Annotated in this window: 29 protein-coding genes and 1 tRNA gene; 10 read left to right on the top strand and 20 right to left on the bottom strand. The window is 68.5% G+C overall.

Features of this window, described 5'->3' with window-relative positions:
* The first annotated feature begins 21 nt into the window (after positions 1-21).
* Positions 22-1041: a LacI family DNA-binding transcriptional regulator gene (locus LRA89_RS13225; RefSeq protein WP_056491790.1), complete on the top strand. Its 1020-nt coding sequence runs from the start codon at positions 22-24 to the stop codon at positions 1039-1041.
* A gap of 539 nt (positions 1042-1580) precedes the next feature.
* Here LRA89_RS13225 and LRA89_RS13220 read toward each other — a convergent pair.
* The 7 genes from LRA89_RS13220 to LRA89_RS13190 all read right to left on the bottom strand — a co-directional run bounded on the left by LRA89_RS13220 (position 1581) and on the right by LRA89_RS13190 (position 6407).
* Positions 1581-2267 carry an ATP12 family chaperone protein gene (locus tag LRA89_RS13220; protein WP_230770888.1) on the bottom strand — a complete coding sequence of 229 codons (687 nt, stop codon included), beginning with the start codon at positions 2265-2267 and terminating at the stop codon, positions 1581-1583.
* On the bottom strand, positions 2264-2473 hold the full coding sequence (locus tag LRA89_RS13215; RefSeq protein ID WP_230770885.1) for a hypothetical protein: 210 nt from the start codon (positions 2471-2473) through the stop codon (positions 2264-2266). Before LRA89_RS13215 ends, LRA89_RS13220 begins: the two co-directional genes overlap by 4 nt.
* A complete protein-coding gene (locus LRA89_RS13210; protein ID WP_230770883.1) occupies positions 2470-3129 on the bottom strand; it encodes an HAD-IA family hydrolase in 660 nt (219 codons plus the stop codon). Before LRA89_RS13210 ends, LRA89_RS13215 begins: the two co-directional genes overlap by 4 nt.
* Positions 3126-3701 carry an FMN-binding negative transcriptional regulator gene (locus tag LRA89_RS13205; RefSeq protein ID WP_230770881.1) on the bottom strand — a complete coding sequence of 192 codons (576 nt, stop codon included), beginning with the start codon at positions 3699-3701 and terminating at the stop codon, positions 3126-3128. Before LRA89_RS13205 ends, LRA89_RS13210 begins: the two co-directional genes overlap by 4 nt.
* Positions 3701-4795, bottom strand: coding sequence for an RluA family pseudouridine synthase (locus tag LRA89_RS13200; RefSeq protein WP_230770879.1), 1095 nt, complete (start codon positions 4793-4795; stop codon positions 3701-3703). The genes LRA89_RS13205 and LRA89_RS13200 overlap by 1 nt, the downstream gene beginning before the upstream one ends.
* On the bottom strand, positions 4792-5169 hold the full coding sequence (locus LRA89_RS13195) for a CrcB family protein (RefSeq protein ID WP_230770877.1): 378 nt from the start codon (positions 5167-5169) through the stop codon (positions 4792-4794). Before LRA89_RS13195 ends, LRA89_RS13200 begins: the two co-directional genes overlap by 4 nt.
* Positions 5170-5624: 455 nt before the next feature.
* Positions 5625-6407 (bottom strand): LytTR family DNA-binding domain-containing protein, encoded by a 783-nt coding sequence (locus LRA89_RS13190; RefSeq protein ID WP_230770875.1) that lies wholly within the window; start codon positions 6405-6407, stop codon positions 5625-5627.
* Between the two features lie 175 nt (positions 6408-6582).
* Between LRA89_RS13190 and LRA89_RS13185 the strand changes: the two genes are divergently transcribed.
* The 5 genes from LRA89_RS13185 (at position 6583) to LRA89_RS13165 (ending at position 9099) form a co-directional block, all read left to right on the top strand.
* The gene (locus LRA89_RS13185; protein ID WP_056491772.1) at positions 6583-7107 is read left to right on the top strand and encodes a DUF2306 domain-containing protein; all 525 of its coding nucleotides are present in this window, start codon (positions 6583-6585) and stop codon (positions 7105-7107) included.
* Between the two features lie 48 nt (positions 7108-7155).
* Positions 7156-7527, top strand: a complete 372-nt coding sequence (locus tag LRA89_RS13180) for a hypothetical protein (RefSeq protein ID WP_230770873.1) — start codon at positions 7156-7158, stop codon at positions 7525-7527.
* A 67-nt stretch (positions 7528-7594) separates the two neighbouring features.
* Entirely contained in the window at positions 7595-8323 is a 729-nt protein-coding gene (gene dapB, locus LRA89_RS13175) for a 4-hydroxy-tetrahydrodipicolinate reductase (RefSeq protein WP_055761758.1), read from the top strand.
* The gene (gene nth, locus LRA89_RS13170) at positions 8320-8985 is read left to right on the top strand and encodes an endonuclease III (protein WP_230770871.1); all 666 of its coding nucleotides are present in this window, start codon (positions 8320-8322) and stop codon (positions 8983-8985) included. Before dapB ends, nth begins: the two co-directional genes overlap by 4 nt.
* 37 nt (positions 8986-9022) lie before the next feature.
* Positions 9023-9099, top strand: a tRNA-Arg gene (locus LRA89_RS13165).
* 5 nt (positions 9100-9104) lie between these two features.
* Here LRA89_RS13165 and LRA89_RS13160 read toward each other — a convergent pair.
* Positions 9105-10370 carry a DUF5690 family protein gene (locus LRA89_RS13160; protein WP_230770869.1) on the bottom strand — a complete coding sequence of 422 codons (1266 nt, stop codon included), beginning with the start codon at positions 10368-10370 and terminating at the stop codon, positions 9105-9107.
* 81 nt (positions 10371-10451) lie between these two features.
* On the opposite strand from LRA89_RS13160, the gene LRA89_RS13155 reads away from it, so the two are divergent.
* Complete coding sequence (locus LRA89_RS13155; RefSeq protein WP_230771217.1) at positions 10452-11447, top strand: ligase-associated DNA damage response exonuclease; 996 nt, start codon at positions 10452-10454, stop codon at positions 11445-11447.
* Between the two features lie 121 nt (positions 11448-11568).
* Here LRA89_RS13155 and rlmN read toward each other — a convergent pair whose 3' ends face one another.
* From rlmN to LRA89_RS13135, 4 genes are all read right to left on the bottom strand, one after another.
* On the bottom strand, positions 11569-12777 hold the full coding sequence (rlmN, locus tag LRA89_RS13150) for a 23S rRNA (adenine(2503)-C(2))-methyltransferase RlmN (RefSeq protein WP_230770867.1): 1209 nt from the start codon (positions 12775-12777) through the stop codon (positions 11569-11571).
* Positions 12774-13499: an NYN domain-containing protein gene (locus LRA89_RS13145; protein WP_230770864.1), complete on the bottom strand. Its 726-nt coding sequence runs from the start codon at positions 13497-13499 to the stop codon at positions 12774-12776. Before LRA89_RS13145 ends, rlmN begins: the two co-directional genes overlap by 4 nt.
* A gap of 123 nt (positions 13500-13622) precedes the next feature.
* Complete coding sequence (locus LRA89_RS13140) at positions 13623-14075, bottom strand: hypothetical protein (protein ID WP_230770862.1); 453 nt, start codon at positions 14073-14075, stop codon at positions 13623-13625.
* Entirely contained in the window at positions 14072-14725 is a 654-nt protein-coding gene (locus tag LRA89_RS13135; RefSeq protein ID WP_230770860.1) for a histidine phosphatase family protein, read from the bottom strand. The genes LRA89_RS13140 and LRA89_RS13135 overlap by 4 nt, the downstream gene beginning before the upstream one ends.
* A gap of 143 nt (positions 14726-14868) precedes the next feature.
* Between LRA89_RS13135 and LRA89_RS13130 the strand changes: the two genes are divergently transcribed.
* Positions 14869-15528: an outer membrane protein gene (locus tag LRA89_RS13130; protein ID WP_056491756.1), complete on the top strand. Its 660-nt coding sequence runs from the start codon at positions 14869-14871 to the stop codon at positions 15526-15528.
* A 256-nt stretch (positions 15529-15784) separates the two neighbouring features.
* Positions 15785-16897: a DNA polymerase III subunit beta gene (gene dnaN / locus LRA89_RS13125; RefSeq protein WP_055761728.1), complete on the top strand. Its 1113-nt coding sequence runs from the start codon at positions 15785-15787 to the stop codon at positions 16895-16897.
* Between the two features lie 263 nt (positions 16898-17160).
* Here the strand turns inward: dnaN and LRA89_RS13120 are convergent, their stop codons facing one another.
* From LRA89_RS13120 to LRA89_RS13090, 7 genes are all read right to left on the bottom strand, one after another.
* Positions 17161-17520: a DUF1428 domain-containing protein gene (locus tag LRA89_RS13120; protein ID WP_230770858.1), complete on the bottom strand. Its 360-nt coding sequence runs from the start codon at positions 17518-17520 to the stop codon at positions 17161-17163.
* On the bottom strand, positions 17517-18224 hold the full coding sequence (locus LRA89_RS13115) for a glutathione S-transferase family protein (RefSeq protein WP_230770856.1): 708 nt from the start codon (positions 18222-18224) through the stop codon (positions 17517-17519). The genes LRA89_RS13120 and LRA89_RS13115 overlap by 4 nt, the downstream gene beginning before the upstream one ends.
* Positions 18221-18643: a VOC family protein gene (locus LRA89_RS13110; protein ID WP_230770854.1), complete on the bottom strand. Its 423-nt coding sequence runs from the start codon at positions 18641-18643 to the stop codon at positions 18221-18223. Before LRA89_RS13110 ends, LRA89_RS13115 begins: the two co-directional genes overlap by 4 nt.
* Before the next feature lie 294 nt (positions 18644-18937).
* The gene (map, locus tag LRA89_RS13105) at positions 18938-19705 is read right to left on the bottom strand and encodes a type I methionyl aminopeptidase (RefSeq protein ID WP_055761717.1); all 768 of its coding nucleotides are present in this window, start codon (positions 19703-19705) and stop codon (positions 18938-18940) included.
* A gap of 2 nt (positions 19706-19707) precedes the next feature.
* Complete coding sequence (locus LRA89_RS13100) at positions 19708-19908, bottom strand: ParD-like family protein (RefSeq protein WP_055761714.1); 201 nt, start codon at positions 19906-19908, stop codon at positions 19708-19710.
* A gap of 599 nt (positions 19909-20507) precedes the next feature.
* The gene (locus tag LRA89_RS13095; RefSeq protein ID WP_230770851.1) at positions 20508-21188 is read right to left on the bottom strand and encodes an HAD family hydrolase; all 681 of its coding nucleotides are present in this window, start codon (positions 21186-21188) and stop codon (positions 20508-20510) included.
* 10 nt (positions 21189-21198) lie between these two features.
* Complete coding sequence (locus LRA89_RS13090) at positions 21199-21873, bottom strand: YggS family pyridoxal phosphate-dependent enzyme (protein ID WP_055761711.1); 675 nt, start codon at positions 21871-21873, stop codon at positions 21199-21201.
* Positions 21874-21931: 58 nt separating this feature from the next.
* Between LRA89_RS13090 and LRA89_RS13085 the strand changes: the two genes are divergently transcribed.
* Positions 21932-22420, top strand: coding sequence for a thiamine phosphate synthase (locus tag LRA89_RS13085; protein WP_230770849.1), 489 nt, complete (start codon positions 21932-21934; stop codon positions 22418-22420).
* A 375-nt stretch (positions 22421-22795) separates the two neighbouring features.
* On the opposite strand, the gene LRA89_RS13080 is transcribed toward LRA89_RS13085, so the two are convergent.
* The gene (locus tag LRA89_RS13080; protein ID WP_230770847.1) at positions 22796-23587 is read right to left on the bottom strand and encodes an ATP-binding protein; all 792 of its coding nucleotides are present in this window, start codon (positions 23585-23587) and stop codon (positions 22796-22798) included.
* Between the last annotated feature and the right edge of the window lie 150 nt (positions 23588-23737).

The following is a 23737-nucleotide window of genomic DNA, read 5'->3' as shown; positions in this document are numbered from 1 at the left end:
TCGGGCGATACCCATCGTCTGATGCACGACACCCCCCAGAGCGGAACCACCATCGCCGACGTCGCGGCGCGCGCGCAGGTGTCGATCCGCACCGTCTCGCGCGTGCTCAACCGCTCGCCGCTGGTGAATGCCGAGACGCGCGAAAAGGTCGAGGCGGTCATCGCCGCGCTCCAGTTCCGCCCCAGCGCCCGCGCGCGCGGCCTCGCCACCGGGCGCTCGTTCCTGCTGGGCCTCGTCCATAACGATCGCAACGCGCTGGTGCTCGATCCCCTGCAACGCGGCATGGTCCGCGAAGCATCGGTGCGCGGCTATGAACTGGTCGTCCACCCGGTCCGCGCCGATGGCGGCGATCCGGCCGAGGACGTGATCGAATTCGTCCAGCGCTCGCGTGTCGACGGGGTCGTCGTCGTGCCGCCGGTGTCGGGCATCGCCGCGCTGCCCTACCGGCTGGCGCAGGTCGGCGTGCCGGCGGTAGCACTCTCCTCGGTCCGGCTGGAGGGCTATGACGCGATGCTGGTGGCCGACGAGCGTGGTGCCGCCGCCGCCGTCGCCGCGCATCTGCTCGACCTCGGCCATACCCGCGTCGCGCTGATCTCGGGGCCGGCCGACGCGCACAGCGCGCTCGAACGCCGCGCGGGCTTCGTCGCCGCGCTGGCGCAGCGGGGCATCGCCCTGCTGACCGAGGCGATCGGCGATTACGGCTTCGATTCGGGCGTGGCCGGCGCGCAGGCGGTGCTGCGCCACGATCCGCGCCCGACCGCGATCTTCGCCGGCAACGACGTGATGGCCGCCGCCGTGCTGAAGGTCGCCGCCGGCCACGGCCTGTCGGTGCCGGGCGACCTGTCGGTGGTCGGCTTTGACGGCAGCATCCTGGCAATGATGCTGACGCCCGCGCTCACCACCGTCCGCCGCCCGATCGCCGACATGGCCGCCACCATCACCCGCCGCCTGATCGACCGCATCGAGGGCCGCCCCGCCGACGCCGAACCGGGCGTCACGCTCGACCTCGACCTCCACGGCTCGACCGCGCCACCGCGATAGGCGCTGTCCTACAGGGTAGGCGTCGGGGCAGGGTGGACGGCATGCACCGTCCAACCCCCGGCTGCGCGAGCAGCCCCTCCACCATGTTGCAACACGCGGCGTGCCCCCATGCGCAACCCCTCCGCGCCTCCGCGCCTCCGCGCGAACCAAAACTTCTTCTCTGGCCCACCCCATCAACGCCATCCCAGCGCAGGCTGGGATCTCCCGTTGATAGCGCGCAGCAGGAGCCGCATGAGGCCCCTGCCTTCGCTGGGGCGACGGTTAGGGGTGACGGATCGAGACACCAACACCCCCGCCGAAACGCGCCGCAAGTGTAAACTTTGTAAACTTTGGGGGGAATTACCGCCGCCGCAACGCGCCCGACCGCTGCCCCAATCGTCATTCCGACGAAGGCCGGAATCCATACACGCTGACGATGCGGTTCCTGACCGGAAGCCGTTCCGGGCGTCCAACACCCGCCACGGGCAAAGCCCGTGCCGTCGGACGGCGCTTTCCGCGCCGCCGGCCGGGCGCGCCTCGTGCGGCTCGACGTAGCTTCGCTACGCCTCGCCCGGCGCGCCAAGCGCTCCCACAGCCGCCCCATACTCCCGCAACCGAACCGCCCGAGTTTCGGCAGCCAGATCATCCTCACCCCATTGCTCGGCCTGCCAGTCCTCGTCGACATGCGCCGCCTCCCACGCCGCCTCCGCCGAAATCGCCCGCTCGACCAGCATCAGCCCGAGCAGCAACGATCCGGTCAGGCTCACGATCGGCGACAGCGGCGCCAGCACCCATGGCGACAGCGCCACCACCGCCTCGCGCAACCGGGCGAGGGTGCGCGGCGGCTGTTCGACCGGCATCACCCCGTCGGTCACGATGAATTCGACGCCGTACCGGTCGCGCGCCCAGTCCAAGACCGGGTCCCACGCCGCCGCCTGCCGTCCGGCGAGCGGCTCGTCCCCGGCGCGGTAGCAGGTGAGATCGCTTGCGCCATAGACCGCGATGCCCGAACCGAACGCGACCGGATCGGGCGTGACCCGCTCGATCGCGGCATTGGCGAGGCCGGTGAGCGGCATCGCGCGCGGATCGATCGTCTCGCCGACCGCGCGCCACTCCGCCGCGATCGCCTCGGCCAGCGCGGGGAAGGGCACGACCAGCGGCAGCCGCCCCGGGGTGCGCACCGGCTTCCCGTCGAGCGCGATCCCGCCCTCCGGCGTGACCGTCACGTCCTTCCAGAACCGCCTCACTTGCTGCGCCACTTCGCGGCCAGCCCGCGCGGCACCACCGCCATCGCGTACAGCGCCGACAGCACGATCGCGGTGCCCAGCACCTTGGGTAACGTGTCGCCCGCCCGCGCGATCAGCACCACGCCGAACACCGCGCCGATCGCGGTCAGGATGCGGACGCCGACCAGCACCAGCCAGCGGTTCCGCGCGGGATCGTTCGCACTCATGCCACCTCCAGCAACCGTCCAAGCGCCCCCGCATCCTGCGCCAGCGCATCGGCCCCCGCCGCGACCAGTTCGGCGGGGGGATGATAGCCCCATTCCACCCCGATGGCGCGGGTGCCGCCTGCGCGCGCCATGCCCATGTCGAACGCGGTATCGCCGATCATCACCGTCGTCTCGCGCGTCGCACCCGCTTCGGCGATCGCCGCCAGCAGCATCGCCGGATCGGGCTTCGATGGATGCCGGTCGGCGGTCTGGAGCGTCACGAAATGGCGCGACAGGCCATGATGTGCCAGCAGCAGCGCGAGGCCGCGATCGGACTTGCCCGTCGCCACCCCCAGCCGCCAGCCCGCATCGATCAACCGGTCGAGCAGCGCGGCGATGCCCGGAAACAACGGTTCCTCCAACAGCCGCCCGTCGATCCGCATCGTCCGGAAATGGCGCTTGTAGCCCTCGGCGACCGCGACATGCCCCGCCTCGCCGATCGCCGGGGCCAGCAGCGCCACCGCCTGCGGCAAGCTCAACCCGACGATCCGCCGCACCGCGCGCGGATCGGGCGCGGGCAGCGCCGCATCGGCGAACGCCAGCGCCATCGCCTGACAGATGTTCGCCTGCCCGTCGGCCAGCGTCCCGTCGCAATCGAACACCGCCAGTTTCGTCATGCCGTGCGCATCCGGCTTGCCAAGGGATGATCGCCCAGCGCCGCGATCACCCGCGTCCGCACCGCCTGGGGCTTGTTCTGGCTCAGCTTGGCGGTGCCGCGCCACGCATCGGGCACCAGCGCGAACCCGGCGATCGCGCCCAGCATCGCCTCGGCCTTGTACGCCGCCATCCGGTCGAGCCGCCAGCCGGCTGCGTCCTCATAGGCCGCAGCCATCGCCTCGATCTGTCCGATCAGCCCTGCCCGGTCGATCGGCGCCACCGTCCCCTCGACCTCGACCGACACGTAATTCCACGTCGGCACCTCGTCCGGCCCGGCGGCATACCATGTCGGCGAGACATAGGCGTGCGGCCCGCCCGCCACGAACAGCGCGCGCGTGCCGGCCAGATGCGGCGTCAGCGCATTGGCGTTGGCGAGGTGGAAGCGCAGCGTCCCGTCGCCGTCGATCACCACCGGCACCTGCGCCACCCGCGGCCCGTCGGGCGTCACCGCGAACAACGACCCGAAGCCTTCATGGGCGACGAAGTCCCGCGCAGCGGCCTCGTCCATATGGAACGCGGCATTGGGGTGCATCAGTCGCGGCTGCCCCGCGACCGCCGCTCGCCGCGCCGTTCCTTGCGATACGTCTTGGCATGCGCCTTGGCCTTGGCCTTCAGGTCGGCGCGGGTGACGGGCGGCGGGCCGTCGTCGATCATCGCCTGCCCCAGCGACAGGTCGAAGCCCAGCAGGTCGATGCTCTCGGCGATATGCGGCGGCAGTTCGGCGGTGATGTCCAGTTGCCCGCCATCGGGATGGTCGATGCGGATGCGCCGTGCGTGCAGGTGCATCTTGCGGCTGACCCCGCCGGTCAGGAACGCGGCCTGGCCGCCATATTTGCCGTCGCCGACGATCGGATGGCCGATCGCCGCCATATGGACGCGCAACTGGTGCGTGCGCCCGGTGAACGGCTGCAACTCGACCCATGCGGCGCGGTTGCCGACCCGTTCGATCACGCGATAGCGCGACCGGGCGGGCTGGCCCTCGTCCTCGTCGACGTGCATCTTCTCGCCGCCGGTGCCCGGCTGCTTGGCGATCGGCAGGTCGACGATCCCGTCGGCGATGTCGGGCACGCCGACCACCAGCGCCCAATAGACCTTCTTGGCGGTCCGCCCCGAAAACGACTTGGCGAAGAACGCGGCGGCGCGCGACGTCCGCGCGATCAGCAGCGCGCCCGACGTATCCTTGTCGAGCCGGTGGACCAGCTTGGGCCGCCCCTCGCCATCGAACTGCAGCGCGTCGAGTAGCCCGTCGACATGGTCGTGGGTCTTGGTCCCGCCCTGCGTCGCCAGACCCGGCGGCTTGTTCAGCACGATCGCCTGCGCGTCGCGGTGGATCACCATTCCCTGCGCCAGCTCGGTCTGCTCGGGCGTCAGCGGCGGGCGTTCGGCCTTGGCGCGCGGTTGCGCCACCACCGCCGACTCAGGGGGAGGCACGCGCAGCACCTGCCCGGCGCTCAGCCGCCCGCCCGGCTGCGCCCGTGCGCCATCGACGCGCAACTGCCCGGTCCGCGCCCAGCGCGACACGACGTTGAAGGTCGTGTCCGGCAGATGCCGTTTGAACCAGCGGTCGAGCCGGATGCCGTCGTCGTCCGCCCCGACGGTGAACTGGCGCACATCATTGCCGCTCATGCCGCCACTCCCCGCGTGATCGTAAGGCCCGCGAACAGCGCCACCGCCGCACCCACGACCGATAGCAATACATAGCCCAGCGCCAGCGCCGGCTGCCCCCGCTCGATCATCGTCACCATGTCAAGCGAGAACGCCGAAAACGTCGTGAACCCGCCCAGCACGCCGACGCCGAGCAGCAGCCGCACCGGCTCGCTCCCCCCGGTCCGCGCGAGCGTGCCCATCAACAGCCCCATGCCGAGCCCGCCGATCAGGTTCACCCCCAGCGTCCCCCACGGATAGCCCGGCCCCGACAGCGACAGCATGACGCGACCGAACAGGTAACGCAGCCCCGAGCCGACAGCACCGCCGGCCATGACGAAAAATAAATTGCCCATGATCGGACAGCCGTTACCCGATAAGGCCGCCGGGGGGAACCGGTCTGGCGCATGATCCCGCCGCCTTGATACAAGCGTCATCCCCGCGCAGGCGGGATCCATACACGCCTACGCCGGTGATCGAACCAAATCCGCTGCGTCCATGGGTTCCCGCCTGCGCGGGAACGACGAAAAGGGGGTGGCATCGACCGAACGTCGATCCGCCCTGGGGCCGATCGACATTCAGCCAGACGATGGCTCTTGGCGGCTCCCCTCCCTGACAAGGGAGGGGCTGGGGGTGGGTCGGCCCGAGAGGAAACGTAAGCGCTCCACAACCGGCCAACCCACCCCCCAACCCAGTTTCGGGTGAACTGTGCCCCGCACTGTTCAGGTCATGCCGGGGGCATGACCGACCCGAAACTCTTGTCAGGGAGGGGAGCAGATTGGGAAGCCATTTCGTTGAACGTCGATCAGCCCTAAAACCACCCCTCGCCCTGCAACGCCTCCACCTGTCCGCGTGCGACCGGGGCCTCGATCCCGCCGGTCAGCGTCAGGCGGAGGTTGCGCCCGTCGCGGGTCATCCCCCGCACATGACCGCGCGCCACCCACCAGCTCCGGTGGACCAGCAGGCCGTCGATGCCCTCCAGCTCGGCCGCCGCGTCGCGCATCCGCATCAGGATCAGCGTCGATCCCGCCGGGGTATGCGCCCGGACATAATGATCCTCCATCTCCAGCGCGATCAGCTCGCGTCCCAGATGCGGCGGCAACCGGTCGAGAAACGCCGGGGCCGCCAGCGCTTTGGCCACTGGCGCAACCGGCGGGGCAGGCGGCTCGATCCCTGCTACCACCGGCGTCGTGCGCAGCACCCGCCGGTGCCCGAGCCAGAAGATCAGCGTGATCGCCGACCCCAGCACCAGCACATTGGCATAGGTGGCAAGCCACCCGCTTGCCGAGGGCAGGACCAGCGGCTGCCAGATTCCGTTCGCCGCCCAGGTCAGCACCGTCATCGGCACCGTCGCGATCAGGCAGGCGACGATCCACAGTGCCGCTTCGGGCAGGTCGAGCGCGTCCGCCACCCGGCACGCCGCCACCGTCGCCGGCCGGTAGCAAAGGTATCCTGCCAGCACGACCGCCACCCAATACACCAGCCGCCACGCGAACGGCGCGGCGAAGCTGCCGAACGGCCCCAGCACCGCCAGCACGACACCCACGCCGCCGATGATGGCAAGATCGATCAGCAATCGGCGGGCATCGGGCATCGGCGTTTCGCTCGCAAAGGGACAGGACGGGCGTCCAATACCCTGCCATTTCACGCTTCGTGAAGGGGCAGGGCGCCGCTTTCACGATGGCCTGTGCCGGTTTCGCGTAACCCCGCTTGCCCGCGAAGCGCGGCACGCCATCACCGGGGGCGACACCAGCTACCGGAGCCGATCGATGACCGCCGCCACGCTTTCCCGCCCCCCCGTCACCCCCGACGTGCCGCTCGCCGCGCGGATCGTGGCGATTGTCGGCGGCGGGTTGCTCGGCCTTGGCAGCATCTATGCGCTGCTGCGCGCGCTCGTCGGGCTCGCCCCGGTGGCGCCCGGCGCGCATGACGTGGCGGTCGCGATCCACCTGATGAGCGTGCTGCCCGCGATCCCGCTCGGCCTCTACGTCCTGCTCACGCGCAAGGGCGGGGCACGCCACCGCCTGCTCGGCCGCGTCTGGATGGGGTTGATGGTGTCGACCGCCTTGAGCGCGCTCTTCATCCGCCAGCTCAACCATGGCGGTTTCTCGTGGATTCACATCTTCGTGCCGGTCACGCTCCTCGCCGCATGGGCCGCAATCGCCGCGGCCCGCGCCGGCCGAATCGCCAAGCATCGCAACCGGCTGATCGGCATGTATGTCGGCGCACTGGTCATTCCGGGGATGTTCGCCTTCGCGCCGGGGCGTGTCATGTGGACTTGGGCTTTTGGATGAGGCCGCGCCTCTTGCCGATGGCGGTCACAACCGTTACATTATGCTGCAATGCACAACGTCACCGCCTCCACGCAGGATCGCGACCCTGCGACCGATTCCGCCACCGAGGAACTGCGCGCGTCGATCAGCGACATCATTCGCTTCGCGCTGATGCAGAAGATCTGCATCTCGGTCCGCTACAACAACATGGACATGCTGCTTGCCCCGCACATGCTGTGGACCCGGCACGGCGACCTGCACGTCGATGCGGTGACGGTCGAACGCGCCGGCAGCGCGCCCAAGGTGACGAAGCTCGGCACGTTCAAGCTGCTCGGCCTCGGCAATGTTGCGCTCACGTCGCGCACCTTCGTGCCGCAGACCGATTTCAACTCCGCTGATCCCAAATATGCCGAGGCCCCGATCGCGCACGTCGGGCGCTGATCCGCTTGCACCCCGTCGCACGCGGGGCCATGGAGCCCATGGGCGGAATCATGGCGGACGAAGATCAATGACCAGCATCGGCATCTTCGGCCGGCAGGGCCGAATGGGGCACGCGATCGAACGCGAGATCGAACGGATCGGCGAAGGCTTCGCCGGCGGCACCGATCAGGGCGACGATCCCGCGGCGCTCGCGGCCAAGGCCGACGTGCTGGTCGACTTCTCCTCGCCGCTGGCGCTCGAGGCCAATCTGGCGGCGGCGCGCGCGCACGCCACCCCGATCCTGATCGGCACCACCGGCCTGAGCGACCGTCATCAGGCGATGATCGATGCCGCCGCGCAGGACATTGCCGTGCTCCAGACCGGCAACACCTCGCTCGGCATCGCGCTCTTGTCGCGGCTGGTGCGCGACGCCGCACGGCGGCTGGGTCCCGACTGGGACATCGAGATCGTCGAGTCGCACCACCGGCTGAAGGTCGACGCGCCGTCGGGCACCGCGCTGATGCTGGGCGATGCTGCCGCCGAGGGGCTGGGCACCACGCTCGCCGACAGCGGGGTGATCGGCCGCGCCGGGCTGGTCGGCGCGCGGGCGGGTGGCACGATCGGCTTCGCATCGCTGCGCGGCGGCACCGTCATCGGCGATCATCAGGTGGTGTTCGCGGGTGAGGGCGAGCGGATCGAGCTGTCGCACCGCGCCGACGACCGCGCGCTGTTCGCACGCGGCGCGGTGCGTGCCGCCCAGTGGCTGACGCAGGCTCCCGTCGGTCGCCACGGCATGGACGCGGTGGTCGGCGTTTGAGGAAGGCGGACGTCTTCGCCTTTTTCGAACGGCTGGCGGCCGACAATCCGCACCCCGAAACCGAACTCGAATCGGTCAACGACTATACGCTGCTGGTCGCGGTCGTCCTCTCGGCGCAGGCGACCGACGTCGGCGTGAACAAGGCGACGCGCGCGTTGTTCGCCACCGTCGACACGCCCGAAAAGATGATCGCGCTGGGCGAGGATGGCCTCAAGGCGCACATCCGCACCATCGGCCTGTTCAACGCCAAGGCGAAGAACGTGATCGCGCTCAGCGAGTCGCTGGTCGCCAATTACGGCGGACAGGTCCCGGCGGATCGCGCCGCGCTGGAAACGCTGCCCGGCGTCGGGCGCAAGACGGCGAACGTCGTGATGAACGTCGCGTTCGGCGCGGAGACCTTCGCGGTCGACACCCATATCTTTCGCGTCGGCAACCGCACCGGCATGGCGCGCGGCAAGACGCCGAACGCGGTGGAAGCGGTGCTCGACCGCGTCGTGCCGCAGCCGTTCCGGCTCCACGCGCACCACTGGCTGATCCTCCACGGCCGCTATGTCTGCAAGGCGCGGCGGCCCGAATGCTGGCGCTGCCCGGTCGCCGATCTGTGCGCTTTCCGCCCGAAAACGCCGGCTCCGCCCGAAAAACCGGCGAAACGGCTGGCATAAGCCATCACGCTTTGCTAGGTGCCTGCGTCCCGGCGATGCACCCGTAGCTCAGCTGGATAGAGCGCTGCCCTCCGAAGGCAGAGGCCACTGGTTCGAATCCAGTCGGGTGCACCAGTTTCCTACCGCGTCGATGATGTGCCGCCATGCCGCCGCACGAACCACGCCGCCGACACCGCGCTCGCCACCGCCAGCACGACCCCGGTCGCCAGCACCGCACGCTCGAAGAAGCCGAGCCATGCGCCATGCCCCTGCGTCAGCGTGCGCAGCACCAGCAGCGCGACGCTGCCGGCATAGCCGAACGAATCGGCGAGATAGATCAGGAACGCGGCATTGCCCGGCATCCGCGACAGCGACATCATCCGGTCGAACAGCACCGCGCTGAACGGGGCATAGGCGATGTAGATGCCGATTCCGGTCCAGATCACCCAGCCGACCGAGCCGAGCACCCCCGAGCGGAACAGCAACGTCGCCACGACCAGCAGCACCGCGCCGGCGAACACCGCCGCATGGATCGTCAGCAGCGCGCCCAGATTGCTGCGCACCAGCGTCAGCAGCGCCATCGCCGCCAGCACGACGATCGTCACCGGCACCTCCGACACCGCAAAGATCGCGGGCGAGGCGGCGTGGCCGAGCGCCGCCCATAGTTCGGGGGCGAAATTGTCGCGGAAATCGCGCAGCGCGGTCAGGATCACATAGCCGGGGATCAGCACGATCAGCGGCACGGCATGCGCGCGGACATAGGCCCGCCGCGCCGGCCCATCCATCGCCAGGCGGACGCCGCGCGCCGCCTCGTCCGCCGCATCGGGCGGGGGCAGCCGGCCGAGCACCACCAGCGCGACGACCAGCACCGGCGCGAACAGCACGCCGGTCAGCGCCGGCATGACGAACGGCGACACCCCGCCTGCGACCAGCAGCGCCCCGACGCTCTTGGTCACGCCCGACGACAGGATGAAGCTGGCGGTCAGCATCGCCGCCAGCAGGTCGGACGCCCGCCGTCCCTCCAGATAGCGGAACACGAGCCCCCAGATCATCCCCAGCGGCAATCCGTTCAGGAACAGGCAGAGCGGCCCGAACCGCGCCGGCAGCAGCGCGAAGCCGATCAGCGCCCCCCACGCCAGCGCGACCAGCGCGAGGATCAACCGCCCGCGCCCGCCCGCACGGTGAGCGGCGACCACCCGCACCCCCAGCATCTTGGACAGCGCATAGCCGATCGCCTGCGCGATCACGATCGTCGCCTTATAGTCCAGCCCCGGCCACAGCGCCGCCTGATCGGCGAAGCCCACCGCCGTCACCGGCTTGCGAAAAGCGTACATCGCGAAATAGACGGCGAACGCGGCCAGCCCGGCGGTCAGGAGCTGGCGACTAGTGGGGGTGGGGGGCGGCACGATGCACGCTGTATTGAACCGTTACCATGTCGGTTCCGTGACCGGTTGGCAGCGGGGGCGGGGCGTCCCATCTTGTCCGCCATGGCCCTTGCCCGCTGGATCTCGCCGCAGCCGACCGGCATTTATCTGCCCCCGATCGATACGTGGATCGATCCTTCGCAACCCGTCGCCCGCGCACTGGTGACGCACGGCCATGCCGATCACGCGCGCGGCGGCCATGGCCAGGTGTGGGCGACGCCCGAGACGCTGGCGATCATGGCCGTCCGCTACGGCGCGCAGAACGGCGTGCCCGTCGCGTACGGCGAAAGCATCGCGATGGACGGCATCGAGGTGTCGTTCGTCCCCGCCGGCCATGTGCTGGGATCGGCGCAGATCGTCCTCGACCACGCCGGCGAGCGCGTTGTCGTGTCGGGCGACTACAAGCGCCGTGCCGACCCGACCTGCGCGCCGTTCCAGCCGGTGAAGTGCGATGTGTTCGTGACCGAGGCGACCTTCGGCCTCCCCGTCTTCCGCCACCCCGACACGCGCGACGAGATGCGCAAGCTGCTCGCCGCGCTCACCACCGAGCCGGAACGCTGCGTGCTGGTCGGCGCCTATGCGCTCGGCAAGGCGCAGCGGGTGATCGCCGAGGTCCGGGCGCTGGGCTATCACGAACCCATCTATCTGCACGGCGCACTGCAGCGGCTGTGCGATCTCTATGTCGAACTCGGCGTCGATCTGGGCGAGCTGCGTGCCGTGATGGACGCGGACAAGGCCGATCTACAGGGCCATATCGTCATGGCCCCGCCCTCGGCGCTGGGCGATCGCTGGTCGCGGCGGCTGCCCGATCCGATCACGGCGATGGCCAGCGGCTGGATGCGGGTGCGCCAGCGCGCGCGCCAGCGCGGCGTCGAACTGCCGCTGATCCTGTCCGATCATGCCGACTGGGACGAACTGACGACCACGCTCACCGAAATCGCCCCGCGCGAAGTCTGGGTGACGCATGGCCGCGAGGACGCGCTGGTCCACTGGTGCATGACCCGCCAGATCAAGGCCCGCGCGCTCGACCTCGTCGGCTTCGAGGACGAGGATGATTGAGGTCTGATGGTTGATCCGCTCACGCGGATGCGGTGCCGGCCCGCTCCCCCACCCGGCCACCCATCGGAAGTACCGTGTGGGTGGCCGGGTGGGGGAGCGGGCCGGCACCGCCCTGATCCGGCTACGCCGGATCAGCCAAGAACGCCGCCTCGCGATCGCGCTCCGCCCGGCTCTTCTTCTCGGCACTGGTCTTCAACTGCCCGCACGCCGCGCCGATGTCCTGCCCGCGCGTGCGGCGCACCGGGGCTGAAATCCCGCCCTCGAACACGATGTCGCTGAACGCGCGAATCCGCTCGGGGGTCGAACATTCATACACCGTCCCCGGCCACGGATTGAACGGGATCAGGTTGACCTTCGCCGGCAACTGGTACTTGCGCAGCAACCGCACCAGCTCGCGCGCATCGGCGTCGCTGTCGTTCTTGTCCCTGAGCATGACATATTCGAAGGTGATCCGCCGCGCGTTGTTGGCACCGGGATAATCGGCGCATGCCTGCAACAGTTCCTCGATGCCGTATTTGCGGTTGAGCGGCACGATCTCGTCGCGCACTTCCTTGGTCACGGCATGGAGCGACACGGCAAGGTTCACGCCGATCTCCGCGCCCGCGCGCGCCATCATCGGCACCACGCCCGACGTGCTGAGCGTGATCCGCCGCTTGGACAGCGCAAGGCCATCACCGTCCATCACCACGCCCAGCGCATCGCGCACCGCATCGAAATTATACAGCGGCTCGCCCATGCCCATCATCACGATGTTGGTCAGCATCCGCCCCTCGGGCTGGCTCGGCCATTCGCCCAGCGCATCGCGTGCCAGCATCACCTGCCCCACGATCTCGCCCGGCGTCAGGTTGCGCACCAGCCGCATCGTGCCGGTGTGACAGAAGGTGCAGTTGAGCGTGCAGCCGACCTGGCTCGACACGCACAGCGTCCCCCGATCGGCATCGGGGATGAACACCATCTCGTAGTCCTGCCCGTCGGGCGAGGTCAGCAGCCACTTGCGCGTGCCGTCGTTCGACACCTGCGCCTCTTTCACGTCAGGCCGGCCGATCACGAAATGGCGTTCGAACAACGGATGCTGCGCCTTGGCAATGTCGGTCATCGCGGCGAACTCGGTCACGCCGCGATTGTAGATCCAGTGCCAGAGCTGCTTGGTGCGCAGCTTCGCCTGACGCGCATCCAGCCCGGCGGCGGCCAGCGCGTCGCGAATCTCGGGGCGTGACAGCCCGATCAGGTCGGTGCGCCCGTCGGCACGCGGCACGGCAGGCCGCGGCACCGGCACGGGATCGACATGGCCGGGGATCGGCATGGGCGGGGAGGCGAGGGCAACGTTCATTCTATCCGCCATTCGGTATCGCTGGAGGGTTCGAGCATCCGGCACATCCGAACGCCATCGACATGGTCGAGCAGGTCACGCGCCGCCCGGCCGCCCATCGGGTCGAGCACGACATCGATGCCTTCCCTCCGGGCCAGTTTCGCCGCCGGCACGAAATCGGCATCACCGGCGACAAGGATGATCTGATCGACCTGCCGTTTGAAGGCCATTGCCGCGACATCGAGTCCGAGTCGCATGTCGACGCCCTTCTGGACGGTCTTTATCTCGAAATCCTCGTCGCTGACGACGAACTGTTTGTCCAGCCAGCGGCGCATCGCTTCGGGTTTGGGAACCCAGACGACATCCTCGTTCAACCGGCCCAGCCGAAGCGCAACCTTGCGCGCATCGAGCAACCGGCGGTGGATCGCCTGCCGCTGTATCGCCGTCGACGTCTTGGCCAGATCGAGCGACTTGCGCGAGATCGGATAGTGCAGCCGTTTGGTGAGCGGCGGGCAATCATAGAAAAAGATGCGATACAGGTCCGACGATTCGCCCGGCCGATAGCCTTGCGTCACATCGCCCAACGCATGCGGTTCGGATCGATGCCGGATGGCCAGATGCCAACCGGCAAGATACGGCACGGCCCATGCGACCTGCGCCGGATCATTGCGATCCAGATGAGGAAAGCTGTAACCGAAGCGGCGCAGAAAATACGCACCATCGATCACTATAGCAGTCGACATGGAGGATACCGGAAAAAGGTTGCCCCCGGGATCGGCCTTGAGCTGATGTCTGCTCTTGCGAGCGCCTCAAGACGGCATGCCGGGGGCAGGATGATCTATACATAACGTATAGATGCGCAGAAATCAACCGCGCAGGCACCCCAGCCGCGCCGCGTCGATCGCGCTCGCCGCGCCACCCAGCGCATAGACGTCGGCGAACGGCGCGCCGGCGGCGCTCACGCTCTCGACGCTCATCGACCGGCCGCCGCGCATCGCCGCCACGATCGCCCGGTCGGCAGCGGCATCGGGTGCCCAGGCGTCGCTCGCCCCGGCGGTCAGCTCGAAGCGCCGCTCGCCGATCGCCAGCACGACCCGTGCGCGCTCGGCCCGCGCGCGGCTGAGGCGGACATGGACCTGCGCCCGCACGCCTGCGCCCGGCCAGTTGGCGACGCTGGCGAACGCGCGGCCGCCCTTGGGCTCGACCGGCTGGGCGATGGCGTAGCAGCGGCTGGGCCCGGTGCCCCTGAACGCACCCCAGCGCCGGTAGATGCCGATCGCCTGCGGCGGCGCGGCGACCGCCAGCAGCAGCGCGATCACGCCGGGGCCGAAACCGATGCCCGGCCGCTGCCGGTATGCACCACCGTCTCGCGGCCGCCCTCGATCCGCACGATCGACCCTTGCGGCAGGTCGGGGGCGACCGGCGCATCGAATGGCGGCAGCACGTCGGCCCCGGTCAGGACCCCGCGCAACACCCGGCTCGACATGCCGTGCATGATGACCAGCCGGTCGCCGGGATCGTCATGGGTATCCGCCGCCCAGCCGCCGACGCGCGCGGCGATCGCGTCATACCATTCGCCGCCGGGCGCGGGCCGGCGATACAGCCTGGCCTCGACATCGAGGAAGTCGGCGTGCGGACCGGTCAGCTCGTGATAATAGCGCCCCGACCACTCGCCCATGCCGATCTCGACCAGCCGGTCGTCGCGATGCGCGCCGTGCCAGTCGAGGTCGAGATGCTCGGCGATGATCGCCAGCGTCTGGAGCGCGCGCCCTGCGCTCGACGCCCAGAGCGTGATTTTGGGGCGAACGCCCAATATCCCGCGCAGTGCCGCGCCCATCGCATCGGCCTGCGCGAAGCCGGCACGGGTCAGCGGGGTGTGCGGGTGGTCGCCCTGCATCCGCTGCGCGATATTATACACCGTCTCGCCGTGACGGGCGATGAAGTCTCGCCCCTTGCGCTGGTTTGTCATGGCCCTGCTTTCAAGGGGATGTTGCCCGATTGCAACGGATTTCCCTGTTTAGGTGAGGTTCATGCAACGCCCGCCCAAACCGTCCATTGGAGCCGTGCGCCCGCCGGATGTGACGTGCGGGCACTTGTTGACGGAGTAACACCATGCGTACCACTTTGATCGCCCTTGGCCTCGCCGCCGGCACCGCGCTCGCCACCCCGGCGCTGGCGCAGGACGTGAACCCCGCGTTCACCGGCTTCCGCGTCGGCGCGCTCGCCGGCTATGACGGCATCCGCCCGGGCAGCACCGAGGACAGCGACCTCGACGGCGACGACGAGACGGTCAACGGCCTGCTCTATGGCGTCGAGGCCGGCTACGACTTCGCGCTCAGCAACTTCCTGGTCGGTGTCGAGGGCGAATATACCGGATCGACCGGCAAGGTCGAAACCGCGCGCACCGATCCCAATTTCTTCGGCTTCGGCAACGTAAAGACCGGCCGCGACCTGTACGTCGGCGCGCGCGCCGGCATCCTCGCCGCGCCAGAGACGCTGGTCTATGTGAAGGGCGGCTACACCAACGCGCGCCTCAACGTGCTGGCCAGCGACGGCACCACCGACAGCCGCGAGAATTTCGAACTGAACGGCTATCGCTTGGGCGCGGGCGTCGAACAGGCGATCGGCACGCGCGCCTATGCCAAGCTCGAATATCGCTATTCGAACTATTCGAACGCCGATTTCCAGCTCGGCAACGGCGCGACCTCGCCGCGCTACGACATCGACACCGACCGGCATCAGGTCGTCGCCGGCGTCGGCATCCGGTTCTAAAATCCCGACCCTCGTCATTCCCGCGCAGGCGGGAATCCATGGCCGCCGAGGCTTCGGCAGGATCGCAGTCGTTGCGGCAATGGGTTCCCGCTTGCGCGGGGACGACGAAAATGGGTCGAATATTGCCATGGCAGGAAAGGCCGGAGCGGTTTGCGCCGGCCTTTCTTTGCGCTAGGGGTATCGTTCAGGTTTCATACGTTGCCGGCGAATCCAGCCCGCCGGCCGAGCTGCGAGCGCATCCGCGCGGGGGATATTCATGAAGGCGACGATCGAACGCGCGACCCTCCTGAAAGGGCTGAGCCATGTCCAGTCGGTGGTCGAGCGGCGCAACACCATCCCAATCCTGTCGAACGTCCTGATCGATGCGCGCGAATCGACCATCCGCCTGATGGCGACCGACCTCGACCTGCAGATCGACGAGACGGTTCCCGCCGCCGTCGACCAGCAGGGCGCGATCACCGTGTCGGCGCACACCCTGTTCGACATCGCCCGCAAGCTGCCCGAAGGGTCGCAGGTGCAGCTCGCCGCCGCCGAAGGGCGGCTGACCGTGATCGCGGGTCGTGCCCGCTTCAGCCTCGCCACGCTGCCGCGCGACGACTTCCCGGTGATCGCGGAAGGCGAACTGCCGACCCAGTTCGAGTTGCCGGCCAAGACGCTGAAAGACATCATCGACAAGACCCGCTTCGCCATCTCGACCGAAGAGACGCGCTATTATCTGAACGGCATCTTCTTCCACGTCGCCGAGAACGACGGTAAACCGGTGCTGAAGGCCGCCGCGACCGACGGCCACCGCCTCGCGCGGATGACGGTCGACCGGCCGGAGGGTGCGGAAAAGATGCCCGACGTCATCGTGCCGCGCAAATGCGTCGCCGAACTGCGCAAATTGCTCGACGAGGTCGACGGGTCGGTCGGCGTGTCGCTCTCGCCCAGCAAGATCCGCTTCGATCTGGGGCAGGCGATCCTGACCAGCAAGCTGATCGACGGCACCTTCCCCGATTATTCGCGCGTCATCCCGACCGCGAACGACAAACTGCTCAAACTCGACCCCAAGAGCTTCATGGCCGGCGTCGACCGCGTCTCGACGATCGCCACCGAAAAGACCCGCGCGGTCAAGATGGCGCTCGACCGCGACAAAATCACCCTGTCGGTCACGAGCCCCGAAAACGGCGCGGCGGCGGAGGAAGTGCCCGGCGATTATAGCGCGCTGCCGTTCGAGATCGGCTTCAACAGCCGCTATCTGCTCGACATCCTCGGCCAGATCGACAGCGACATCTGCGAAGTCCACCTCGCCGACGCCGCCGCCCCGACGCTGATCCGCGAGAATGATGCGTCGCCGGCACTGTATGTCTTGATGCCGATGAGGGTCTAAGGACCAAGCGAGGCGAATAACAACGTTATTCGCCGGTGCGCAAAGCGCACGCGCAAGACCGGCCGGCGCCGTTCAAGCGGCGACCGACGTCATGGGATTAACTCCCATGACGTCCCCCGACGTGATGACGCCACAACCTGCTCCCCTCCCTGACAAGGGAGGGGTCGGGGGTGGGTCGGCTGGTTGTCGGGTGCTTCGTTTCCTCGCGGGCCAACCCACCCCCAGCCCCTCCCTTGTCAGGGAGGGGAGACACCAAAGAGCCGCTACCCCACTACCCCACCGCTAAAAATCGGCACGAACCCGCCATAAATCATCCGCGACCCGTCGAACGGCATCGGCAGTTCGGCAAAGCGCGGATCGCTCTCCATCGCCGCGAAACACCGCTCCGCCGTCGCCTTGTCGGGCCAGAGCACCCAGCCAAGCGCCACGCTCTCTCCGTCCTTCAGCGCCACCGCACGGGCAAAGTCGGTCTGCTTGCCCGGCGGCACGTCGTCGCCCCACGCCTCCATCTGGCCGGTCGCGCCATAATCGCGAAAGATCGCCCACGCCGCCTCGGCCGACGCGCGATAGGCGTCGCGGTCGGCATCGGCCACCGGGGTCACGAATCCGCTGACATAGCTCATGTGTCTGCTCCCTGTGCGGCGGCCAGCCGGGCGCGCCATCGGTCGAACCCGGGCGGCGGCGCACCGGTGAACCCCGCCATCTGCCCCGCCAGCGCCCGCGCGAACGCCGGGCGCGCTTGCCCCCGCGCGACATAGGCGGCCAGCGTCGGTTCCCCGGCCAGCAGCACATCGTCGCGCAGCAGCCGCAGCACCGAAACCATCATCAGGTCGCCGACCGAGAAATCGCCGTCATACCATTCGCGCTCGCCCAGCCGCGCCGCCGTCTCGGCCAGCCGCTGGCGGACCCGCGCCTCGATGCCGGGCAGGCGCGCGCGCGACCATGGTTCGTGCGCCTCGAAGATCGTCGCCGTCGCATGATCGGCGATCGGCGGCTCGACCGTATTCAGCGCCGCGAACAGCCATTCGCTCGCCCGCGCCGCGCCGCCCGGATCGTCGGGCAGCAACCGGCGATGGATGCGCGCGAGATGCAGCACGATCGCCCCCGATTCGAACAGCACCAGTTCGCCCTCGGCATAGGTCGGCACCTGGCCGTAGGGGTTGAGCGCGCGGTGCGCCTCGCGTTTCTGCGTACCCTGCGCCAGATAGGCGACGTCATAGGGCTGGCCGATCTCTTCCAGTGCCCAGCGCACGCGCAGGTCGCGCACCTGCCCCCGCGCGAAATCGGGCACCCAGTCATAGGCGGTGAGGACCGGCCGGCCGCTCACGCCGCCGCCTGCATTGCCTCGAACGCGGCAAGATCCATCCACATCGGTTCGAGGACATGGCCGTCGGGATCGGCGATCGTGCGGCCGTACAGGAAGCCGTGATCCTGTGGCGGCCGGACATCGGCGGTCCCGCCCGCCGCCGTGCCCGCCGCGACGAAGCTATCCACGCCCGCGCGGTCGTCCAGCGACAGCGCGATCAGATGCGCCGTCGCCGTCCGTTCGTCGGCGACCGGCAGCGGTGCGAAACCGGCGAAGCGATCGCGGTGAAGCAGCATCACGACGATATGCTCGGACCATTGCATCGACGCGCTGTCGTCGCCCGAAAAGCGCGGATCGCGCACGAAGCCGACGCTTTGGTAGAAAGCGGTCGCCCGCGCCACGTCGTTCACCGGCAGATTCACGAAGATCATCCGCGTCATGCTCGCCCACCTTCGCCCGAGTCGCTGGTGCCACGATCATCGCCACCCGCCGCGCCGATGCAACCCTCGTCGAAAGGGGGCGCGCCATGCAAGGCGCGCCAAGGTCCGACCCATCGACCCGGAAACGAACGTCGCCCTAGCGAAGGCTGGGGCCTCAAGCGGCTCCTGTCGCGCATTAACCCCGGGAGATCCCGGCCTTCGCCGGGATGACGTCTGTTTCAGGGTGGGGGATCAGACCCGGCCTGCGTCGGGGCAACGGTTTCACGCCGAGGGGTCAAGCCCCGGCGCGACCCTTCAAGCCGCCAACCGCTCGCCCTCGCGCAGCGTCAGCACCTCGACCCCGGTGGCCGTCACCGCGACGGTATGTTCGAACTGTGCCGACAGCTTCCCGTCGGCGGTCGTCACCGTCCAGCCGTCGTCACTCTGCTCGATCCGCCGGCTGCCCTGGTTGAGCATCGGCTCGATGGTGAAGGTCATCCCCTCGCGCAGCATCATGCCGCTGCCGCGCCGTCCGAAATGCAGCACGTTCGGCTCCTCGTGCATCTCCCGGCCGATGCCGTGGCCGCAGAATTCGCGCACCACGCTATAGCCATGCTGCTTGGCGTGGCGTTCGATCGCATGGCCGATGTCGCCCAGCCGCGCGCCGGGCCGTACCGCGGCGATGCCCTGCCACATCGCGCCCTGCGTCACCTCCACCAGCCGCCGCGCCTGCGGGCTGACCGTGCCGACCGTATAGGTCTTGCTCGAATCGGCAATGAATCCGTCCTTCTCCAGCGTGATGTCGAGGTTCACGATGTCGCCGCCCCGCACGATCGCCCCGGCCGAGGGCACGCCATGGCACACCACGTCGTTGATCGAGCTGTTGAGCACATAGGCGAAGCCATATTGCCCCTTGCTCGCCGGCCGGCTCGCCAGATCATCGGTGATGAACCGCTCGACCAGATCGTTGATCGCCAGCGTCGACATGCCCTCCAGCACGGTCCGGTCGAGCATCGCGAATACCTGCGCCAAGAGCTTGCCCGAGCGCCGCATCGCCGCCAGTTCCTCCGTCGTCTTGACCATGGTCAGGCGGCGTCCGCGACGGGCAGGTGCGCGGCGGCGATCTCGCGCGCGACGATGGCGTTGAACGACAGCGTCGGGTTCGCCTCGGCCAGCATCCCGATCTTCATCCAGAATTCGGCCTGCGCATTGATCGACCGGCACAGCACGGTACTGGAGCGCCGCGCCGCCTCGTGCAGCGCATCGTCGATCTTCACGATACCCATGTCGGTTCCTTGTGTAGCATATGGAACATATATGGTTCGTATGGCATCCAGTCAACGCGCTGTCCTACAGCGCCGGTCGCTGTCAGGGTCCGCCGGGTCGCGATGCGGGGGGCGGGTGGTGGAGATACGCAACATTCCTGACCGGCGGGATCGCCGCGTGCCGACCCAGCCGACGATGCGCCGCCCCATGCTGCAAACGCTTCGCAACAAATGCGTCGTTAGTGTAAACTTTGTAAACTTTGGCGGGGATTGCGCCACCCCACGGGCAAAGCCCGTGCCGTCGAACGGCGCTGCCAGCGCCGCGGGCCGGGCGCGCCTTGTGCGGCGCGGTGCTGCTTCGCTGCACCATGCCCGGCGCGCCGGCAAACCTGCAACACGGCCGTGCGGAAGCGTGACCCCACGGCGTCCACGCCCCCTCCGCGTCTCCGCGCCTCCGCGTGAACCCATTCTGCCGCGTGCCGACGAAACGCGCGGCAAATGTAAACTCTCGAAGGAATCGGAGCGTGCGACGGGCCACGCCACGGGCAAAGCCCGTGCCGTCGGACGGCGCTGCCAGCGCCGCCGGCCGGGCGCGCCTTGGGCGGCGCGGCGTAGCTTCGCTACGCCTTGCCCGGCGCGCCGATCATTTCCGCAACCTCATCAAACCCATGCGCGATTTCGCGCACGCCCAGCTCGCGCAACCGCACATCATGGCCCACCGCGCAGTGCGACCCCGCGCACAGCCCGATCACCCGCGCGCCGGACGCGACCGCGCCGCGCACCCCGACCGGAGAATCCTCGAGGATCACGCAATCCTCGATTGCGACCCCCAGCCGCTCGGCCCCATACCAGTACAGGTCGGGCGCGGGCTTGCCGTTGGCGACATGCTCCTTGCCGCTATACACATGCTCGCCGAACGCATCGCCCAGCCCGATATGGTCGAGGTGGGTGCGGATCCAGTGCGTCGTGCTCGACGAGACGATCGCCTTTGGCAGATCGGCGGGCAGCGAGCGGACGAACGCGACCGCCCCCGCCACCGCCTCGACCCCCTCGGCCAGCACCCGCGCATCCTCGATCGCCCGCGCCTCGGCGAAGCCGGCGGGCAGGGGGCCGCCGACCCAGCGCTCGATCGCATCGGTGAACTGCCTGCCCGACAGCCCCATGAAATTGGCCATCGAATCGGCTGCCGTCGTCGGATGGCCGGCGGCGGTCAGCACCTCGGCGATATGCCGGTTGCCGGCGAACTCGCTCTCGATCAGCACCCCGTCGAAATCGAACAGCATGGCCTTGGGTCGCGTCATCATCCTGTCCTCAAACCGTCCGGCGCTGCCCGAACAACGCCGATCCGACGCGCACATGCGTAGCGCCCAGCGTCACCGCCACCTCGTAATCGCCCGACATGCCCATGCTGAGCCCGGCAAGGCCATGGTCGCGCGCCAGCTTCGCGGTCAGCGCGAAATAGGGCGCGGCCTCAACGTCGAACGGCGGCACGCACATCAACCCGGCGACCGGCAGCCCCGCCGCCGCCGCCTCGCGCAACAGCGCGGGCAGATCGGCCAGCGCACAGCCACCCTTCTGCGGCTCGTCGCCAATGTCGACCTGAAGGAAACACGCTGGCGCCCGCCCGACCTTGTCGATCGCCCTCGCCAGCGCGGTGACGAGCGAGGGCCGGTCGACCGAATGGATCGCATCGAACAACCGCACCGCATCCTCGGCCTTGTTCGACTGCAACTGCCCGATCAGGTGGAGGTCGATGCCCGGCGTCGCCTCGCGCAGCGCGGGCCATTTGCCCTGCGCCTCCTGCACCCGGTTCTCGCCGAACGCGCGCTGTCCGGCATCGATCAGCGGCTGGATGGTCGCGGCGTCGTGCGTCTTGCTGACCGCGATCAGCGTGGTCGATCCGTGCTCGCGGCGCGCGATCGTCTCGGCACGGGCAATGGCGTCGCGGATGGCGGACAGGCGTGCTTGGGGCTCGGGTTCAGACATGGCGCGCGCTATAGGGGGGTGCATGCGCTCCCGCCACCCTTTGCCGCGATGCTGGCTGATGACCGATGAACGGCTGGGCGCAGCGCTGCCCGCAATCGTCGCCCGGATGCCACGGGGGAGCGGCATCGTGTTCCGCCACTATGCGACCCCGCCGGTCGAGCGCCGTGCGCTGTTCCTCGCCGTCCGCCGCATCGCCCGTGCCCGCCGGCTGGTACTGCTGGTGGCCGGACCGCCGCTGCCCCGCGCCGACGGCATCCACGGCCGCACCGCGCGCAAGGGCAGGGGCCTCGCTACCCGCCCGGTCCACACGCTGCGCGAACGCATCGCCGCCGAGCGCGCCGGCGTGGACGCGATCTTCGTCTCGCCGGTCTTCGCCACGCGCTCGCACCCCGGCGCCCGTGCGCTCGGCCGGGTCCGCCTCGGCCTGCTGCTGCGCAACAACCGCCTCCCCGCCATCGCGCTGGGCGGCATGACCGCGCCACGCGCGCGCAGCCTCACGGGCCAGGCGATCCACGGCTGGGCCGCGATCGACGCCTGGGCGGTGTGAAATTTGTCTCGGGAAAAATGGTGCCAGAAGAGGAACCGCGTTCTGTAAGCAAGATTTTGATAAGAAAATCAAAGGCCTGTGTGGTTTAAATGATGGCCCGTTTTATGGCCCGCCACGAGGTTTGTAGCAACGGTTCGAGTACGCGCGCGTCGCTGGCCATCGGTGTTCCAAGGCATACCACACCGTGGTATTTTCTCAATATGGCGATCGCCGGACCGCCCACTTTCTGTCGGATGTTGATCCCCGCACTGATCATCTTCCGGATACCGAGACAGTCCGAATCAAGCAGTCGTTCAACTCCGGTATTCCGAGCAAATTTGATGGCGATCGGCCGGCGCCATCCAGTGCATCAAACGTGTTGCGTGACAATTCGGATCACGGCAGCCAGTCCGTTAGCTGTAGAACGGTGCCGCCTAGTTTCTGGAAAGCTCGCTGGCGACAGGAGAAAACGATGATCTGCTGGTCCCGCGCCTGACGGTGCAGCGCGTCGAACATGCGTTCGATGCGGTCGTCGTCCGAATAGACCAGCGCGTCGTCCAAGATCACCGGTGCCGGGCGACCGTCGCGTGCGAGCAGCCGGGCAAAGGCGAGCCGGGTGAGGACTGATAATTGCTCGCGCATGCCGCCACTCAACCGCTCGACATCTTCCTCCTGCCCGCTGCGGACGATCTTCTGGGGAAGGAGCGTCCGGTCATCGAAGGCGATTTCGATATCTTCGAACAACAATCCAAGCAGCGGGCGCAGCTCGGTCATTACCGGCTTCAAATAAAGATCGCGCGCGTCGGAGCGGGCGGTTTCCAGCGCCTGCATCAGCCGGGCGAGCACCGCCACCTCCTGCTCGAAGGCCGTGACCCGCGTTTCCGCTGCGGCTAGGGCTTCGCTTTTCTCCCGCCAGTTTTCTTCCACCGCCTCTTCGGCTCGCGCCGTGATGCGCGCATTCAGGCCAGCAATGCTTTCCCGCAACTGCTGAACTTCGGTTGCCGCCGACTGCTCGACCGAACGGACGCGGCGAAGCACCGCCTCCACCGCGTCCAGATCCAGCGCATCGGCGCGCCGGGCATCATACGCCCGTTCCGCTTCGGTAAGTGCGGCATCGCGGTCTGCGAGGCGTGCCGAAAGCTCCTGATGCCGTGCGTCACGCCCCTCTACGGGGCCAAGGATCGCCACAATCTGCTCATCACGGGTGTGTAGACTAGGGCCTGTGGGGATTCAACGTGAGTTGATGACGGCTGCGACGAGGTAGATCATGGCCTCGAAGCTGCGATCTGTTTTGCAGGCACGCATGGCGATGCGTTTGAACTCCTTGAGCTTGCAAAA

This window comes from Sphingomonas sp. Leaf4, from assembly GCF_920939515.1.
Lineage (GTDB): Bacteria > Pseudomonadota > Alphaproteobacteria > Sphingomonadales > Sphingomonadaceae > Sphingomonas.
The sequence above is the reverse complement of the archived record's forward strand: the minus strand, read 5'-3'. Positions and strand labels throughout refer to the sequence as shown.